This window comes from Solihabitans fulvus (assembly GCF_008386585.1).
Taxonomy (GTDB): Bacteria; Actinomycetota; Actinomycetes; order Mycobacteriales; family Pseudonocardiaceae; genus Solihabitans; species Solihabitans fulvus.
Genome location: NZ_VUOB01000047.1, coordinates 56,104 through 73,675 on the forward strand (window position 1 = coordinate 56,104; position 17,572 = coordinate 73,675).

The window sequence follows — 17,572 nt, forward strand, 5'->3', positions numbered from 1 at the left end:
ACGCTAGTGGTGTGCCGGCAACTGAACAAAGGTGTCCGGTATTCGAACACCCGGAGGGAGCAATGGCCTACTACCGGAACGTCGGTGCGATCCCCCGAAAGCGCCACACGCAGTTCCGCAGACCGGACGGCGGCCTGTACGCAGAGGAACTAATGGGGGTCGAGGGTTTCTCGGCCGATTCGGCGCTGCTGTACCACCGGCACCTGCCGACCGCGATCGTCGACGCCGTGACCGTCGAGGACACCAGGGGAGGCACCGCGCCGAACCTGCCGCTCAAGCCGAGGCACTTCAAGACCACCGCGCTGGACTGGCCGGACGCCGGCGTCGACGCCGTCACCGGGCGGCGCACGCTGTTCGGCAACGCCGACGTGACCATCGGCTTCGTCGCCGCCACCGCGCCGAGCCCCCTGTACCGCAACGCGTTCGGCGACGAACTGCTGTACGTGCAGGCCGGGTCCGGCACCATCGAGACGATCTACGGCGCGATCACCGTCGGCGACGGCGACTACGTCGTCATCCCGACCTCGTGCACTTACCGGGTGGTGCCGGCCGCTGGTGAGCCGCTGCGCGTGCTGACGCTGGAGGCCACCGGCCACATCGGGCCGCCCAAGCGCTACCTGTCCGCCAAGGGACAGTTCCTGGAGCACTCGCCCTACTGCGAGCGCGACCTGCGCGGGCCCGAGGAGCCGCTGCTGGTGGACGGCGAGGACGTGGACGTGCTCGTCCGGCACCGCGCCGGGCTGACCAGGTTCACCTACGCCAACCACCCGTTCGACGTGGTCGGCTGGGACGGCTGCCTCTACCCGTTCGCGCTCAACATCCGCGACTTCGAGCCGATCACCGGGCGCGTGCACCAGCCGCCGCCGGTGCACCAGACCTTCGAGGGCCCCAACTTCGTGGTCTGCTCGTTCGTGCCGCGCAAGGTCGACTACCACCCGCTGTCCGTGCCGGTGCCCTACAACCACGCCAACGTGGACTCCGACGAGCTGCTGTTCTACGTCGGCGGAAACTACGAGGCGCGCAAGGGTTCCGGCATTGGCCTCGGGTCGCTGTCGCTGCACCCGTCCGGCTGCACGCACGGCCCGCAGCCCGGCGCCGTCGAGGCGTCGCTCGGGGTGGACTACTTCGACGAGACCGCCGTCATGGTCGACACGTTCCGGCCGCTGGAGCTCGGCGAGGCGGCCACCGCGAGCGAGGACCCGCGCTACGCGTGGAGTTGGGCCCGCAGGGGACCCGACTGGAACTGACTGTCGGTGCCACCCCCTAGCGTTTCGCTCGTCTGGGGGTGGTCGGATGGACGCGGGCGAGCAGCGGCGGTCCCGCGCGCGGGCGAAGTCCGGTCGCGACCGGGCCGACGCCGTGCGCGGGGGCGTCGCCGGGCTGCGCGAATGGCTGCTCGACCTGGCCGACGGCGGGATCGCCGGGCTGCCCGGCCGGGACGGGGCGTGGTGGCAGGCGATCGCCGCGCGGATGGTCGACGCGCAGGCGCGCGGCCTGGCGTCGGCGATCACCGAGCTGAGCGGGCTGGTCGCCGCGGCGGGCCCGCGCTGGGCCGAGGAGGCCGCTGACCGAATCGGCGGCCTGTACCTGCTGTGCCAGCTCGCCGAGCGGGCCTGGCGCACCGACGACGAGCTGGCCGCCGTGGTGCGCGGCAGGCTCGGGTTCACCGTGCCCGAGGCGGAGGTTCTCGCCGGGGACGGCTGGCGGGACCGGTGGGTGCCGTTGCTGCGCGTTGAGGAGGACGACGGCCCGGTCCGCACGCTGCGGCAGTTCGCCGTTGGGCGCGAGCGCGGCGAATGGGTGGTCGTGGTGCGGCACGCCGTCGGTGGCGCGCGGCCAGCGGCGGCGCTGCCGCACGGGTCCGAGACCGACGCGGTGCTGCACCCGTATCCCGGCGCGACGCCGAGGCGGGTCGCCGTCGGCGAGGTGATCGACAGCGCGCCGCCCGGGCCGGTCGCGGTGCCGGCCGACTGGCGCGCGGCCATGGCGGGGTTGACGGAGGTGCTGCTGGCCGACCCGTGGCGGCGGCTGCATCCGGTCGGCTGCGCCGGGCTTCGGCTGACGCTCGGCGACGCGCCGGTCGCGGTCGACCGGGCGGGCGCCGCGCTGCCCGTGCGGGCCGACCGCGCGTTCGAGCTGACGCTCGCGCTGACCGGCGGACGCCGGTTCGACGGGTGGGGCCTGTGGGACGGCCGGACGTTGCGACTTGGCGCAGTCGCCGAGCCGGGCAGCGGACCGCAGGTGGTCGGGTGAGCGCGGACGAGGCTCGCGAGCCACAAACGGGTGAGGCACAGAAGTGTGTGCCACACAAATGTGCAGCACACACGGGCGAGACACACACGGGTACCGCACATACCTGCGAGACACACACGGGCACGGAACACGCGGGTGCTGCGCACACGAGTACGGCGCACACGAGTACGGCGCACGTCTGCGAGACGCACATGGGTGGGACACACACCTGCGACACACATAAATGCGCACATAAATGTGAGAAGCACATGGGTGAGGCACACAGTGCTCGGGGCGACGTGTCGCTTCGGGAGCAGTGGCGCACGACCGTGCGGGCCATGGTCATCGGGGCCCGGCGCGCCGACGCCGAGCCGGCCACGTTGCTCGCGGACGCCGCCGTTCTCGGCACCGCAGCCTTCGGCGCGCGACTGCCGGACGCGGTGCCGGAATCCGGCGGCATGCCCACCTCACCGGTGCCGGTCGCGCCGCCGGACACCCGGCCGGCCGCGCCCCTCCCGGCGCTCGACGTGCTCGACCACGCCCTCGCGCTCGGCGACGAGGGGCTGCTCGTCGAGTGGTGCGCGGCGGCCGGTCGGGGCGGCGCGGTCGCCGCGCACCGGCAGTTGCCCGTGCTACTCGCGCTGGGCACCGCGCGTCCCGGGCTGCGGTCCGCGCTGCTCGGCGTGCTCGGCGCGCGGGGGCACTGGCTCGCGGACTGCCGGCCTGCCTGGTCCTGGGCCACCGGCCAGGAACTCACGGCCGGCCCGAACGGCGCCGACCTCGACGCGGTGCTCGACCTGCCAGCGCATCGCAGGACGGCGGTGCTGCGCGCGGCCCGCAGGGCCGATCCCGTCGCGGCCGGGGCCGCCATCGGCGAGCTGTACGCGGCCGCGCGCCGCGCGCCCGACCGGCAGGCGCTGATCACGGCGCTCTCGGCCGGTCTCGGCGCCCACGACGAGGCGCTGCTGGAGGCCGCGCTGGACGACCGGTCCGTCGCGGTGCACGACCTTGCGCTGACCCTGTTGCGCAGGCTGCCCGGCTCGGCGCTGGCCGCGCGGGCCACCAGGCGGCTGGCGACCGGGCTGATCCTGGTCGAGCGGGGCGACCACCTGGCGTTGCGGCAGGACGGCCCCTACGCGCGGCCGGAACCGGACCCGGTCGAGGCGCGGGACCTGCTGCGGGACGGCCAGGTGGAGACCGGCGTGGCCGGCAGGCTGCGCGGGGCGGCGGCCAGCGTGTCGCCGGAGATCTTGGCCGGGTTGCTGGGGATGAGCGCACCGAGGGCGGCGGACCGCCTTCGGCGCGGGCCATGGGCCGCCGCGTTGCTTCGAGGGGTCGCGGCGGCCCTGCCCTCGGCCAGCGACCCCCGCCCGTGGGCCGTGGCGGCCTGCGACGCGCTCAGCGGCATGGAGAAGCTGGACATGCTCGCCGCGCTGCCGCCAAGGCTGGCAGGCGAACTGCTCGTCGCGGTGTCGCGCGACTGGACGTGGGACCTGCTCGACCACGCCTGCGCGCAGCTGCCCGCGCCGTGGCCGCCCGACACCACCGGCAGCCTCCTGGACCGCTACGCCGCCCTGCCCGATCCGTCCTGGCGGTCCGGCCGCCCGCCGGCCAGCCTGCTCACCAGGGGCGACGTGCCGGTCCTGCTGGCCGGCTGGGACCGGATCACCGAACGCTGGCCGCACCACTCGGCCGAACGGGACGTGCTGCGGCTGCGCGCCCAGTTGCACGAGGCATTCACCACCGGACAGCGGGAGTCACCGTGACCATCGACGGCATCGGCGTGTTGCGGGCGCCCGCCGAGCAGCAGTACGCCGCCGAGCTGGCCGCACTCGCGGCGGCCGACGACCGGCCGAGGCCGCCGAACTGGCGGCTGTCCCCGCAGGCCGTCGTCACCTATGTGCTCGGCGGGACGCTGCCGGACGGCACGGTGCTCGCGCCGAAGTACGTCGGCGACCGTCGGCTGGTGGAGATCGCCGTCGCGACCCTCGTCACCGACCGGGCGCTGCTGCTGGTCGGGGTGCCCGGCACGGCGAAGTCGTGGCTGTCGGAGCATCTCGCCGCCGCGGTCAGCGGCGACTCGACGCTGATGGTGCAGGGCACGGCGGGCACCAGCGAGGAGTCGGTGCGCTACGGCTGGAACTACGCCAGGCTGATCGCCGAGGGGCCGAGCGAGGCCGCGCTGGTGCCGAGCCCGGTGCTGCGCGCCATGCGGACCGGCGCGGTCGCCCGCGTCGAGGAGCTGACGCGGATGCCGGCCGAGGTGCAGGACTCGTTCATCACCATCCTGTCTGAGAAGGCGCTGCCGGTGCCGGAGCTTGGGCAGCAGGTGCAGGCCGTGCCCGGCTTCACGGTGATCGCCACCGCGAACGACCGCGACCGGGGCGTCAACCAGATGTCCTCGGCGTTGGCCCGCCGGTTCAACACCGTGGTGCTGCCGCCGCCTGCCACCGAGGACGCCGAGGTGGCGATCGTGTCGGCCCGCGCGGCGCAGCTGGGTCGCGCGCTCGAACTCCCCGCCGAGCCGCCCGCGCTCGACGAGGTGCGCAGGGTCGTGCGAATCTTCCGGGAACTGCGCAACGGATCCACTGTGGACGGACGAACGCAGCTGAAACGCCCGAGCGGCAGCCTGTCCACGGCCGAGGCGATCTCCGTGGTCACGGGCGGGATGGCGCTGGCCGCGCACTTCGGCGACGGCCGGATCGGCGCGGACGAGTTAGCTGCGGGGCTGGCCGGGGCCGTGGTGCGGGACCGGGTCTCCGACGACGCGGCGTGGCGGGAATACCTGGAGACGGTGGTCCGGGAGCGCGCTGAGTGGCGCGATCTCTACCAGGCGTGCCGGGACGTGCCGACCGGCGGAGCCTGATGTCGCGGGTGACCCTGCTCGGCATCCGGCACCACGGGCCCGGCTCGGCGCGCATGGTCGTCGCCGCGCTCGACGCGCTGCGCCCCAAGGTGGTGTTGGTGGAGGGGCCGCCGGAGGCCGACCCGCTGGTGGCGCACCTGGCCGGGCTCACGCCGCCGGTCGCGCTGCTGCTGCACGACGAGGCAGCGCCGGAGACCGCCGCGTTCTGGCCGTTCGCCGCGTTCTCGCCGGAGTGGCAGGCGCTGCGCTGGGCCGCCGCGCACGGCGTGCCGGCCAGGTTCGCCGACCTACCGGCCTCGGTCACCCTCGCCGAGCCGGACGGGCCCCGGCCGAGGGCCGCGATCGACCCCCTCGGGCTACTGGCGGAGGCCGCGGGCTTCGACGACCCGGAACGCTGGTGGGAGGACGTGGTCGAGCAGCACCGCGAGGCCGACCCGCTCGGTCTCGCCGGGGCCGTCGCCGAGGCGATGACGGCGCTGCGCGAGGAGTTCGCCGACGAGATCGACGACCGCACGCTGCGCCGCGAGGCGGCCATGCGGCAAGCGGTGCGGCAGGCGTGCCGGGACACCGACGGCCCGGTCGCGGTGGTCTGCGGCGCGTGGCACGTGCCTGCGCTGGCGCACCTGCCCCCGGCGTCGGCGGACGCGGCGCTGGTGCGCGGGCTGCCGCGCCGCAGGGTGTCCGGCACGTGGGTGCCGTGGAGTCACGGGCGGCTCGCCAGGGACTCCGGCGCGGCGGGCTACGGCGCCGGAGTCGCCGCGCCGGGCTGGTACGCACACCTGTGGGACAGCGCGGCAGCCAGGGCGGCAGCGGCGCGCGGCAACGACACAGCGACACGCGACGGCGACAACGGCGACACAGCGGCGCGCGACGGCGATGCGGCGACACATGACGGCGACACAGCCGCACACGACGGCAACGCGGCAGCACGCAACGACGACGCGGCGGCACACAGCGACGATGCGGCGACACACGACGGCAACACAGCCGCACCCGGCAACGGCACCGCAGCACACGGCAACGGCGCGCCACGAAACGGCAGCCTCGCGGCGGGCGACGACACCGTGCCGAGGTGGTTCGCACGCGCCTGCCAACTGTTGCGCGCCGAGGATCTGCCGGTGTCCACGGCGAGCGCGGTGGACGCGGTGCGGCTCGCGGACGCGTTGGCCGCGCTGCGCGGCCGCCCGTCGCCCGGCCTCGCCGAGGTCACCGACGCCGCGTTGGCGGTGCTGTGCGGCGGCGACGAACTGCCGCTGCGGCTGGTGCACGAGCGGCTGGTCGTGGGCGAGCAGCTCGGCACGGTCGGGCCCGACGTGCCGCAGTCGCCGTTGGCGGCGGATCTCGTTGCCACACAACGACGTCTGCGGCTGCGGGCGGACACCGGGACGCGGCAGCTGCGGCTGGATCTGCGGCGGGACAACGACCGGGCGCGCGGGACGCTGCTGCGCAGGCTGCGGGTACTTGACGTGCCGTGGGGCCGGCCGGAGGACGTCGCGCGGCTCGGCACGTTCGCGGAGGCGTGGCAGGTGCGGTGGGACCCAGGGTTCGCGGTCGCGGTGGCCGCCGCGGCACGGCACGGCAGCACGGTGGCCTCGGCGGCCGAGCGGGTGCTCGGCCGCCGCGCCGCAGGGGCCGCGCGGGTCGCCGAGGCGGCCGACGTGCTCGGCGAGGCCGTGAACTGCGAGCTGCCCGGCGCGGTCGCGGCGGCGCGGGCCGCGCTGGACCGCTGCGCAGCGGCGGCCACCGACACCGTTGAGCTGCTCGGCGCGCTGCCGGCGCTCGCCGGCACGGTCCGCTACGGCTCGGTCAGGGACACCGATCCCGAGCTGCTGCGGACCGCGCTGCACGGCCTGCTCGCCAGGGGCGCGGTCGGGCTGCCGCTGGCCTGCCGGGGCATCGACGACGCGGCCGCCGAACGGCTGCTCGCCGCGCTGGACGGCGCGCACGAGGCCGCCGGGCTGGCCGCCGACCCCGCGCACCAGGCGGTGTGGCGGCAGGCGCTGGCGCGGGTGCTCGACGCGCCGAACGCGCACGGCCTGCCGGCCGGCCGCGCGACCAGGCTGCTGTGGGAGGCGCTGGTGCTGGACGCCGACGCGGTGGCCGCGCGGCTGCGGCGGGCCGTCACGGCGGGTGCGGGGACCGGGGCGAGCGCGTTCGTCGCGGGCTTCCTGCGCGGGTCCGCCGCGCTGCTCGCCGAGGACCCGCAGCTGTTCGGGCTGGTGGACGGCTGGCTGACCGGGCTGTCGGCGCGCGAGTTCGCGGACACGCTGCCGCTGTTGCGGCGCGCCGTCGCGGAGTTCAGCACGGCCGAGCGGCGCATGCTCGGCGAGCGCGTCGGCGCGGCCGGCGGCCCCGAGGGCGCGGGCCCGGCGTGGGACGAGGGCCGCGCGGCCCGCCTCGCCGCCGAGGTCCGACGGCTCCTGGCGACGGCCGGGTCAACGGGAGGGGGACGAGGATGAGCGACGAGGAGCGGCTGCGGCGGTGGCGGCTGGTGCTCGGCGGGGCCGCTGGCGAGCTGGCCGACCTCGACGCGGACGATCTGCGCAGGGACTCGGCGCTGACCGCGCTGTACGGGGGCGGCGCGGCAGGCGGCGGGTCGCGCGGCGCCGGGCTCGGGAACAGCGCGCCGGTGCTGCACCGCTGGCTCGGCGACGTGCGGACCTACTTCCCCGCGTCCGTGGTGCGGGTGTTGCAGCGGGACGCCATCGACCGGCTCGGGCTGCGGAAACTGTTGCTGGAACCCGAGTTGCTGTCCACCGTGGAGCCGGACGTGCACCTGGTCGGCACGCTGGTCGCGCTGGCGCACGCCATCCCGGAGCGCACCAGGCAGACCGCGCGGGAGGTGGTGCGCAGGGTGGTGGAGGACGTGCGGCGGCGACTGGCCGACCGGCTGCTGTCGGCCGTGCGGGGCGCGGTCGACCACGCGAGCCGCACCAGCAGGCCCCGGCTCGCGGACGTGGACTGGCCGGGCACCATCCGCGCCAACCTCCGGCACTACCAGCCAGAGCAGCGGACCGTCGTGGTGAACACGCTGCTCGGGCACACCAGGCGGCACCGGTCGGCCGCGCTGCGGGACCTGGTGCTGCTGGTGGACCAGTCGGGTTCGATGGCCGAGTCAGTGGTCTACGCCGGGGTGTTCGGCGCGGTGCTCGCGTCGCTGCGGTCGGTGCGCACCCGGCTGGTCGTGTTCGACACCGAGGTCGTCGACCTGACCGAGCGCCTCGCCGACCCCGTCGACCTGCTGTTCGCCACGCAGCTCGGCGGCGGCACGGACATCAACCGCGCGGTCGCCTACGGGCAGTCGCTGGTGCGCAGCCCGGCCGACACGGTGCTCGTGCTGATCAGCGACCTGCACGAGGGCGGCGCGGCCGGCGAGCTGGTCCGCAGGGTCCGCGAGCTCGTCACCTCGGGGGTAACGGTGGTGGTGCTGCTTGCGCTGTCCGACGGCGGCGCGCCCGCCTACGACCACGAGCTGGCCGGCACGCTGTCGGCGCTCGGCGCGCCCGCGTTCGCCTGCACCCCCGACCTGTTCCCGGACCTGCTGGCCACGGCGCTGCGCAGGGAGGACGTCGCCGGGTGGGCCGAGCGGTCCGGCATCGCCGTCGGCAGGTGAGCGGCTGGGTCGGGTCGGACTAGCGGTCGACGACCCTGGCCAGGGTGAGGAACGGCCGCTGGTCGATGGCGACCGCCGTCAGCCCGCGCTGGCCCGGCCCGGCCAGCCAGACCTCGCCTGCCTGGCGGATCCGGTCGCGGATCCGCTCCGGCACGTCGGGCAGGCGCAGCAGCGTCCGGTCCGATCCGGTGATCTCCAGGAACGCCTGGCGGCCGATCCTGGACCTGCCCGGCACGAACCGCACGGCCACGCTGTGCCAGTGCTGCTCGACGAGCAGCCTGCGCAGGGTCCGCCTGGACAGCCAGTGCCGCAGGCCGGGCGCGGCGAGTTCGACGCAGAACGGCACGGCGAACGCGGCGAGCACGTACGCCCAGCCGTGGATGGCCCCGGCGAGCCAGCCGACCGCGATCCCGCACACCACCAGCACGGCCAGCGCGAAGCCGAGGAACAGCGTCGCTCTCCGGTCGGCGTGATGCAGGCACAGCCGCGCCCACGGATCGGCCCCGGCCGGTCCTTCCTCGGTCGGCCGGCGTCGCAGGTTCTGCCACGCCATGTCGCCTCCCGCCCCGTCAACAGCACCCTCGTCCCGTGTCGGGACCCCCGCTCCCACTATGCAATGAATAGCCACTCGAGGCCGGTAGCGAAACGTGATTTTGCTGGCCCAACCGGACCATTCACCGCGCGCGCCGGTGGGCGGTCGACCTGCGGCGGCTCCACAATGGGGGTTTCCCGCTAGACTGAGGGAAGTTAGGCTCACCTAAGTAGGAGGTGACCAGTGACCGAACCAAGCACCCGCCGCCCACCGGCGCCGCATCCGGCCGAGCGTGCGCGCACCATCGCGGCGAGGGGCGGCCGCGCGGCACTGCTGCCCTCCACCGACCACCCGGCCACCGCAGGCGAGGCGCGGACCAGCCCGCTGCTGCACCACGTGCACGCGGACGGCTCGGCCACCGTGCTGCTCGCCGACGACCACCCGATGGTCGCCGCGGCCTGGCAGGCCCCGCACGGCGAGCTGACCGCGATGCTTGAGCTCGCCGACCACGCCCCGGTGCCGCTGCGCGAGCCCGTGCGCGGGCTGCTGTGGATCACCGGCTGGCTGCGCGCCCTCGACGGGCCCGCCGCGCGGGAGGCGGTGCTGGCCGTCGCCGAACAGCGCCCCGACCCCAGGCTGCTGGACACCGGACACGGCGCGGCCGTGCTGCGGCTGGACCCCGCGTCGCTGGTGCTCGCCGACGCCGAGGGCAGCTGCTCGGTGCGGCCGGAGGAGTTCGCGCTCGCCGAGCCCGACCCGTTCCACCCGCACGAGGACCACTGGCTGCGCCACCTTGAGCTGTCTCACCGCGATGTCGTCGGCATGCTGGCCAGGCACCTGCCGGAGGGGCTGCGCGGCGGCCACGTCCGCCCGCTCGGCCTTGACCGGTTCGGCCTGCGGCTGCGCGTCGAGGCCGAGGACAGCGACCACGACGTGCGCATCGCCTTCTCCCGGCCGGTGGCCACCGCGAGCGAGCTAGCCGGCGAGCTGCGCAGGCTGCTCGGCTGCCCGTTCCTGGCCACGACCCAACCGAGCTGATCCCAGACTGAGCTGGCTCCCGACCGAGCTGACCCCAGACTGAGCTGAATCCCTGTTGGGCGGCGGCCGGCAGGTAGCGTTCGGCCGTGCCGAACCTGCTGCGTGCCTGGCTGGCCCCCGCGTCGCCGAGCGCACCCGGACCGCTTCCCGAGACCGAGCGACGCGGCTACCGGGTCGAGTTGCTGATCGTGTTCAGCGTGACGCTCGGGCTGTCCGGCCTGCGCAGCCTGATCCGGCTGCTGGACGACCTGCTCAAGCCGGTGCCGCTGAACCAGCAGCACGTCGCGATCAACGTCCCGCAGGCCGCGGTGAACATCCTCGACCTGCTCGCCCAGCTCGCCGGCGTCCTCCAGCTGGTCGCCTGGGGCGGGCTCGGCGCGTACCTGCTGTGGCGCGGCGGGATCCGGCTCCGCGAGGTCGGCCTCGACCGGTCCAGGATCGGCGGCGACGCGCTGCGCGGCCTCGGCCTCGCCGCGCTGATCGGCGTGCCCGGCCTGGTCTTCTACCTGGTCGCGGTCCGGCTCGGGTTCAACCTGAACGTGCTGCCCTCCACCCTGGACAGCTCCTGGTGGCAGGTCGTGGTGTTGACGCTGTCGGCGGCGGGCAACGCGTGGGCCGAGGAGATGCTGGTCGTCGGCTATCTGCTCACCCGGCTGCGCCAGCTCGGCCTTCGGGAGAACCCCGCGCTGCTGGCCGCCGCAGTGCTGCGCGGCTCGTACCACCTCTACCAGGGCTTCGGCGGTTTCCTCGGCAACCTGGTGATGGGCCTGGTGTTCGGCAGGGTGTGGCAACGCACGAACCGGCTGTGGGCGCTGGTGCTGGCGCACACGCTGCTGGACGTGGTCGCGTTCGTCGGCTACGCGCTGCTGCGCGGGCACGTGTCCTGGCTGCCCTAGCGCGACCTCCTTCGCCGCCACGCCCCAGCGCACAACGATTCGACAGCACAGACCATGGTTTGGTTAACAAACCACCGCATTGACAGCACATGACGATCGAAATCGCGTGCAATGGGCACTTCAGATGAAGCAAGTCCCGTTCTGAGCGGTTACCCTTCGAGTCATGACCTTGCAGCCGACGGCAGCAACGCCCCAGCCCGACTTCGCGCCGGAGCCGGCGCCGAGGGTGGACAGCGAGGTCGGCCCGCTGCGCACGGTGCTGCTGCACCGGCCGGGCGCCGAGCTGAAGCGGCTCACGCCCCGCAACAACGACCAGCTGCTGTTCGACGGCATCCCGTGGGTCGACCGGGCGCAGGAGGAGCACGACGCGTTCAGCTCCGTACTGGCCGCGCGCGGGGTCGAGGTGCTGCTGCTCGCCGACCTGCTCATCGCCACCCTGTCCGACGACCGGGCGCGCATCGCCGGCGTGCACAGCGCGGTCGACGAGCGCAGGCTCGGCATCGACCTGTCCGACGCGCTGCGGTCGCACCTGTCCAGCGCCGCCCCCGAGGACCTGGCCGGCGTGCTGATGGCCGGGATGACCTTCGAGGAGCTGCCGGTCGCCGAGGGCGCCTCGCTGGTCCGCAAGATGCACCACCCGCACGACTTCGCCGTCGACCCGCTGCCCAACCTGCTGTTCACCAGGGACTCCTCGGTGTGGGTCTGCGACAGGGTCGCGATCACCTCGCTGTCCATGCCGGCGCGGAGCAGGGAGACGGCGCTCACCGACCTGATCTACGCCTACCACCCGAGGTTCCGGCGCACCGGCCGCGCGTACGGCGCGCACTCCGCGCCCGTCGAGGGCGGCGACGTGCTGCTGCTCGCCCCCGGCGTGCTGGCCATCGGCGTCGGCGAGCGGACCACCCCGGCCGGGGCGGAGTCCTTCGCCAGGTCCGCGTTCGTCGACGGGCTCGCGCACACCGTGCTCGCGGTGCCGATCACCCAGGAGCGCGCCACGATGCACCTGGACACCGTCTGCACGATGGTGGACCGCGACGCCGTGGTGATGTACCCGGCCGTTCGAGACACGCTGTCGGCGTACCCGATGCGCGCGGACGGCTCCGGCGGCGTCGACGTGCAGGGGCCGACGCCGTTCCTGACGGCCGCGGCCGAGGCAATGGGAATCGAGCGGCTGCGGGTCATCGACACCGGGCTCGACCCGGTCACCGCGGAACGTGAACAGTGGGACGACGGAAACAACACGCTGGCCGTCGCGCCGGGTGTCGTGGTCGCCTACGAACGCAATGTGGAGACCAACGCGCGCCTGGAGGACGCCGGCATCGAGGTGCTGCGGATCAGCGGCTCCGAGCTCGGCTCCGGCCGAGGTGGCCCGCGCTGCATGTCCTGCCCGGTGGACCGCGCCGCGCTCCGCTGACGGCCCGTCGCATTCCGTCGCGACAAAGCCGAATATGTTTTATTAGCCTTACCTAAACAACTCCCCGAATGGGGGATAAATCACCCGGCTCGGCGAGTGGTAATCACAAGATCGAGTTATTGTTGACGCATGGCTCTCAGTGTGAAGAAAATCCAACAACGCAAGTCGAAGTTCCACGATCTGCTCCAGCAGCAGGTGCGCAACGAGTTCACCGCCTCGCAGCAGTACATCGCGATCGCCGTCTGGTACGACGCGAACGACCTGCCGGTGCTCGCCGGGCACTTCTTCAAGCAGGCCGTCGAGGAACGCAACCACGCCATGATGATCGTCCAGTACCTGCTGGACACCGCGCAGCCCGTCACCATCCCCGGCGTCGACGACGTGCGCAGCGACTTCACCGCCGCGCGCGAGCCGGTCGTGCTGGCGCTCCAGCAGGAGAAGGACGTCACCGACCAGATCGTCACCCTGGCCAGGACCGCCCGCGACGAGGGCGACTACCTCGGCGAGCAGTTCCTCCAGTGGTTCCTCAAGGAGCAGGTCGAGGAGGTCGCCGCGATGTCCACGCTGCTGACCGTCGTCGACCGCGCCGAGGGCAACCTCTTCCACGTGGAGAACTTCCTGGCCCGCGAGGGCACCGGCGACAACGGCGCGGCGTCGGGCGCCCCGCGAGCGGCAGGCGGCGCGCTCTGAGCGGCGGCCCCACCGACGCACGCTGAGCGCCAGCACCACCCGACAGACGACGCGGCTGCCACCCCTTCCGCGAAGGGGCGGCAGCCGCGTCTGTCCGTGCTCAGCCTTCGGTCCTCAGCCCGCCAATGCGGGCGGCAGCACGAAGCCGCCGTCCGGCGACGGCGGGAAGTCCACCACCGCGACCACCGCGTCCACCGGGATCGGCCCGTACACGTGCGGGAACCACACGCCGCTGGGATGCGCGGGCTCGCCGGCCTCCCACCGCACCGGCAGGTCCAACACGGCCGGGTCGATCACCAACAGCACCAGGTCGGTCCTGCCGGCGAACAACGCCGTGGCCGGCAGGTGCACGGTGCCGGGATCGGAGCAGTGCACGAAGCCCTCGTGGTCGAGCGACTCGTGCCGGTACTCGCCGCGCTCGACCGCGGCGGTCCACTCGGACCTAGGGCAGAAATGCAGGATCACGCGCCACGCCTCCCTGTGGATAATCCTGTGCACAACCGTGTGAGCCTGTGGACAAACCCGGGGACAACCTGTGGGTGGCCGGGTCGGCCGAACCCGCGCCAGAAGGTCAGCGCAGGGTGATCTGCCGCCCCCGCAGGCCCTCCCGCGACCGGCGCTCCGCGTCGGTCAGCGGCTCGTCCGCCAGCGTGGCCAGCGCGTCCGCGAGCCGCGCGCCGAGCAGCTCGGCCGGCTCGTTCCACTCGCGCGGGTGCAGCTCGCGGTCGAGATCCCACACCGGCACGACCAGGCCGTGCGCCCGGAACGAGCCGACGTAGCGGGTGCCCTCGCCGAGGTCGAGCTGGCCGCGCACGGACAGCCTGGCCAACCCCGCGAGCAGCTCCTCCTCCGGCTCCGGCCGCACCCAGCGCAGGTGCGCCTTGCTGCCGGCGTCCACCCAGTACGCGGCCCGCACGCCCGGCGCGTCCAACCGCTCGGTCGGCATGATCGCGGCGTTCGCCCGCTCGAGGGACAGCGCCACCTCGCCGCTCGGCTCGGTGTCGGAGGGCAGCCACCAGCCGAAGTCCTTGTGCACCTCCGGCGCCAGCTCGGCCGCAGGGTCGAGCAGGTCCTGCAACCGGCCGGGGTTCTCGCCGTTGTCCGGCCCGACCACCGGCAGCGCCTCGCCGACCTCGGCGGCCAGCACCCACTGCGCGGCCCTGGCCAGGTCCCTGCTGATGTCGCCGGAGCGGGTCTGCACCTGGAGGCCGACGAACGCCGACTCGTCGGCGCGCACCAGCGCGGCGGCCGCCATCGGCAGCACCGTCGCCAGCGTGACCTCGCGGTCGCCGGCCAGCAGCGGCAGCCGCACCGTCGCGGACGGCACGAACTCGCGCAGCGCGACCAGCTCGCACTCGGCAGCCAGGCCCTCGAACGGCCGGGCGATGATCACGTCGCCGGGGCCGCCAGCGGCGCCGTGGCAGGCCTTGTACCGCTTGCCTGAGCCGCAGGGGCAGGGCTGCCGGGGGTTGATTCCGTCGTCGGCCTTCGCCGCGTTCTTGACGGCCGTCCGCTTGCCCACCGGGCTCCTCCTCGCGCTCGCCGGCCCGGTCCCGTCGACGGGGCTGGACTCAGGGCGCGACGGTAGCCGACTCGGCCGAGCCGAGCAGGTGCCGGGTGTTGCGGGGCGAGTTCGTCGCGAGGTAGCGGACGCCGAGCCGCCGGCACAGCTCGACGTCGGCGGGCTCGTCCACCGTCCAGCAGTAGGTGTCGTGGCCGCGTTCGGCGCTGCGGGCCACGTAGTCGGGGTCCGCGCGCAACAGGTGCACCCCCGGCCCGGTGTAGTCGGCCCACGGCGGCAGCGTGCCGTCCCTGCGGGCGGCGGACAACCGGCCGAGCAGCAGCACGGTCGGCACCCTCGGCGCGTACTCCCGCATCCGGCGCACCGCCAGGGTGGAGAAGGACATCATCACCACGCGGGAGTCGTCCTTGGTCGCCGGGCTGGCCAGGCCGTACCTGGTCAACAGCGCGACGAGCTTCGCCTCGACGAGGCCGCCGTAGCGCACCGGGTGCTTGGTCTCCACAAAGAGCTTGACGCCGGTGTCCGCGACCAGCCCGAGCAGCGCCTCCAGCGTGAGCAGACCGCGCTCGACCGGCGGGGCCGACGGCGCGGCGAGCGGCTGGCGCACCAGCGCGTCGGCGGAGGCGGGCAGCTCGTCGTGCCAGTGGCCGAAGTCCAGCTCGGCGAGGCGGTCCAGGGTCAGCTCGCTGACCACGCCGGAGCCCGACGAGGTGCGGTCGACCTTTCGGTCGTGCACGCAGACCAGATGCCCGTCGCGGGTCACCCGGATATCGCACTCGAGGCCGTCGGCGCCCTGTTCGAGGGCGAGGGCGTACGCCGCGAGCGTGTGCTCGGCTCGATGCGCGGAGGCGCCGCGATGCGCGACGACGGCGGGCTGCACGGTCACGAATGGTCCCCGAGCTGGGTTAACGGGACATGAAGAGTTCGTGGCCGAGGAGCGGCCGTCGGGTCAAGTTACCCGCCATTCGGCCGCATGCGATGACCAATACGGTCACAGTCGGCTGAATTTTCAAGCACACGCGCCCACCCACATGGACTCGTCTCGGTGCCACGACTTACCGTGCGTAATCGTGACCGACGCGCCGTTCGACCAGGAGGACCCGGCGTTCATCGCCGACCCCTACCCCGCCTTCGCCGCCATGCGGGACCGCGGCGAGGTGCACTGGCACGCCGGCCTCGGCGTCGCGGTCGCGGTGTCCCACGCGGCGTGTTCCTCGGTGCTGCGGCACCGCTCGTTCGGCCGGATCTGGACCGACGCCAGGCCGATCGAGGCGTTCACCTCGTTCAACCTGTTGCACCGCAACTCGCTGCTGGAGAACGAGCCGCCGACGCACGGCCGGCTGCGCAGGCTCGTCGCGGCGGCCTTCGGCCGTGGGCACGTCGAACGGCTTCGGCCGTGGGTCGCCGACCTGGCCACCCGGCTGGTCGACGAGCTGGCCGCGCGCATCGCCGACGGCGGCACCGGCGACCTGCTGCGCGAGGTCGCCGCGCCGCTGCCCGTCGAGGTGATCGCCGAGCTGCTCGGCGTGCCGCAGGTGGACCGGCCGCTGCTCCAGCCGTGGTCGAACGCGATCGTGAAGATGTACGAGTACGGGCTGGCCGAGGACAAGCGCGCCGCCGCCGAGGTGGCGGCCACCGAGTTCGTCGGCTACCTCCGCGAGCTGGTCGCGCTCCGACGCGTGCAGCCGGGCGACGACCTGATCAGCGACCTCGTCGCCGTCACCGACACCGACGGCGGCCGGCTCACCGAGGACGAGCTGGTGGCCACCGCGGTACTGCTGCTGATGGCGGGCCACGAGGCCACCGTCAACGTGATCGGCAACGGCGTGCTTGCGCTGATGCGCGACCGGGTCCAGTGGCGTCGCCTCGTCGACGACCCCGCGCTGCTGCCGACGGCCGTCGAGGAGCTGATCCGGTACGACTCGCCGCTACAGCTGTTCGAGCGCACCGCGACCGCCGAGGTGGAGATCGCGGGCCACGTGGTGCAGCCGGGCGAGAAGATCGCCGCGCTGCTCGGAGCCGCGGCCCGCGATCCGCTGGTGTTCGCCGAGCCGGACACCCTCGACGTCGGCCGCACCCCCAACCAGCACCTCGGCTTCGGCGCCGGCATCCACTACTGCCTCGGCGCGCCGCTGGCACGAATCGAGGTCGAGGCCGCACTCGGCGCACTGGCCAAGCGACTGCCGACGGCGGAACTCGCGGCGGAACCGCGCCGCAGGGCCGAGTTCGTGATCCGCGGCCTGCACGAACTGCCGCTCACCACGCCGTAACCCCCACCTGTGCAGACCCCCGCCCACCCAGGGGGCAATGCCACTTACTTAGCGAATCTTGTGTCTGACTGCGGCCGGGTTGTCGTTGATTTTAGTGTGCTGTGCGGTAGTTTCTCTGCGTGGGTGCGATGCGCGATTTGCAGTCGACTGTAAGTGACCATGGGCGTTTGACGGACGCGATCGGTATTGGCGTCCTGACGCGGTTGCTGGATCGTGATCTGGTGGATGAGGCGATCACCGCTGCGGATCGGCAGGAAAAGCGGGTCCGGTTGTTGCCCGCGCGCGCCGTGGTCTACTATGTGCTCGCTTTGTGTTTGTTTTTCGGAGACAGCTACGAAGAGGTCATGCGTAAGCTGACCCACGGGCTGCGGGCCGTCGGTTCCTGGCGGAAGGAATGGACGGTGCCTACGGTTGGCGCCATCTCGAAAGCTCGGATGCGACTGGGTGAGGAGCCGCTGCGATTGTTGTTCGATCGAGTGGCTCTGCCGATGGCGAAACG

General features: G+C 73.5%; 16 protein-coding genes. 12 read left to right on the top strand and 4 right to left on the bottom strand.

Annotation, left to right across the window (positions count from 1 at the left end; genetic code table 11):
* Positions 1 to 62: 62 nt before the first annotated feature.
* The 6 genes from F0L68_RS25590 (at position 63) to F0L68_RS25615 (ending at position 8,711) form a co-directional block, all read left to right on the top strand.
* On the top strand, positions 63 to 1,247 hold the full coding sequence (locus tag F0L68_RS25590) for a homogentisate 1,2-dioxygenase (RefSeq protein ID WP_149852348.1): 1,185 nt from the start codon (positions 63 to 65) through the stop codon (positions 1,245 to 1,247).
* Between the two features lie 46 nt (positions 1,248 to 1,293).
* Positions 1,294 to 2,253: an SWIM zinc finger family protein gene (locus F0L68_RS25595; protein WP_149852349.1), complete on the top strand. Its 960-nt coding sequence runs from the start codon at positions 1,294 to 1,296 to the stop codon at positions 2,251 to 2,253.
* A 248-nt stretch (positions 2,254 to 2,501) separates the two neighbouring features.
* Complete coding sequence (locus F0L68_RS25600; RefSeq protein WP_149852350.1) at positions 2,502 to 3,998, top strand: DUF5691 domain-containing protein; 1,497 nt, start codon at positions 2,502 to 2,504, stop codon at positions 3,996 to 3,998.
* 2 nt (positions 3,999 to 4,000) lie between these two features.
* Positions 4,001 to 5,098: an ATP-binding protein gene (locus F0L68_RS25605; RefSeq protein ID WP_223199129.1), complete on the top strand. Its 1,098-nt coding sequence runs from the start codon at positions 4,001 to 4,003 to the stop codon at positions 5,096 to 5,098.
* Positions 5,098 to 7,557 (top strand): DUF5682 family protein, encoded by a 2,460-nt coding sequence (locus F0L68_RS25610; RefSeq protein ID WP_149852351.1) that lies wholly within the window; start codon positions 5,098 to 5,100, stop codon positions 7,555 to 7,557. Before F0L68_RS25605 ends, F0L68_RS25610 begins: the two co-directional genes overlap by 1 nt.
* On the top strand, positions 7,554 to 8,711 hold the full coding sequence (locus F0L68_RS25615) for a VWA domain-containing protein (protein ID WP_149852352.1): 1,158 nt from the start codon (positions 7,554 to 7,556) through the stop codon (positions 8,709 to 8,711). Before F0L68_RS25610 ends, F0L68_RS25615 begins: the two co-directional genes overlap by 4 nt.
* Before the next feature lie 19 nt (positions 8,712 to 8,730).
* Here the strand turns inward: F0L68_RS25615 and F0L68_RS25620 are convergent, their stop codons facing one another.
* Positions 8,731 to 9,264, bottom strand: coding sequence for a hypothetical protein (locus tag F0L68_RS25620; protein ID WP_149852353.1), 534 nt, complete (start codon positions 9,262 to 9,264; stop codon positions 8,731 to 8,733).
* Between the two features lie 222 nt (positions 9,265 to 9,486).
* Here F0L68_RS25620 and F0L68_RS25625 point away from each other — a divergent pair, with 222 nt between their 5' ends.
* The 4 genes from F0L68_RS25625 (at position 9,487) to F0L68_RS25640 (ending at position 13,281) form a co-directional block, all read left to right on the top strand.
* Positions 9,487 to 10,281, top strand: a complete 795-nt coding sequence (locus F0L68_RS25625) for a DUF2470 domain-containing protein (protein WP_149852354.1) — start codon at positions 9,487 to 9,489, stop codon at positions 10,279 to 10,281.
* A gap of 86 nt (positions 10,282 to 10,367) precedes the next feature.
* Positions 10,368 to 11,177 (top strand): CPBP family intramembrane glutamic endopeptidase, encoded by an 810-nt coding sequence (locus tag F0L68_RS25630; RefSeq protein WP_149852355.1) that lies wholly within the window; start codon positions 10,368 to 10,370, stop codon positions 11,175 to 11,177.
* 163 nt (positions 11,178 to 11,340) lie between these two features.
* Positions 11,341 to 12,591 (top strand): arginine deiminase, encoded by a 1,251-nt coding sequence (locus tag F0L68_RS25635; RefSeq protein ID WP_149852356.1) that lies wholly within the window; start codon positions 11,341 to 11,343, stop codon positions 12,589 to 12,591.
* 129 nt (positions 12,592 to 12,720) lie between these two features.
* On the top strand, positions 12,721 to 13,281 hold the full coding sequence (locus F0L68_RS25640) for a ferritin (RefSeq protein ID WP_149852357.1): 561 nt from the start codon (positions 12,721 to 12,723) through the stop codon (positions 13,279 to 13,281).
* Positions 13,282 to 13,395: 114 nt separating this feature from the next.
* Here F0L68_RS25640 and F0L68_RS25645 read toward each other — a convergent pair whose 3' ends face one another.
* The 3 genes from F0L68_RS25645 to F0L68_RS25655 all read right to left on the bottom strand — a co-directional run bounded on the left by F0L68_RS25645 (position 13,396) and on the right by F0L68_RS25655 (position 15,689).
* Positions 13,396 to 13,746, bottom strand: coding sequence for a DUF952 domain-containing protein (locus F0L68_RS25645; RefSeq protein WP_149852358.1), 351 nt, complete (start codon positions 13,744 to 13,746; stop codon positions 13,396 to 13,398).
* Positions 13,747 to 13,852: 106 nt separating this feature from the next.
* Entirely contained in the window at positions 13,853 to 14,803 is a 951-nt protein-coding gene (locus F0L68_RS25650) for a DUF5926 family protein (protein WP_149852359.1), read from the bottom strand.
* Positions 14,804 to 14,852: 49 nt separating this feature from the next.
* The gene (locus F0L68_RS25655; RefSeq protein WP_149852360.1) at positions 14,853 to 15,689 is read right to left on the bottom strand and encodes a glycerophosphodiester phosphodiesterase family protein; all 837 of its coding nucleotides are present in this window, start codon (positions 15,687 to 15,689) and stop codon (positions 14,853 to 14,855) included.
* A 145-nt stretch (positions 15,690 to 15,834) separates the two neighbouring features.
* Here F0L68_RS25655 and F0L68_RS25660 point away from each other — a divergent pair, with 145 nt between their 5' ends.
* Both F0L68_RS25660 and F0L68_RS25665 read left to right on the top strand, forming a co-directional pair.
* Positions 15,835 to 17,073 carry a cytochrome P450 gene (locus F0L68_RS25660; protein WP_149852361.1) on the top strand — a complete coding sequence of 413 codons (1,239 nt, stop codon included), beginning with the start codon at positions 15,835 to 15,837 and terminating at the stop codon, positions 17,071 to 17,073.
* 167 nt (positions 17,074 to 17,240) lie between these two features.
* Positions 17,241 to 17,572 (top strand): transposase domain-containing protein (locus F0L68_RS25665; protein WP_188316826.1); only part of this gene is annotated, 332 nt, incomplete at its 3' end.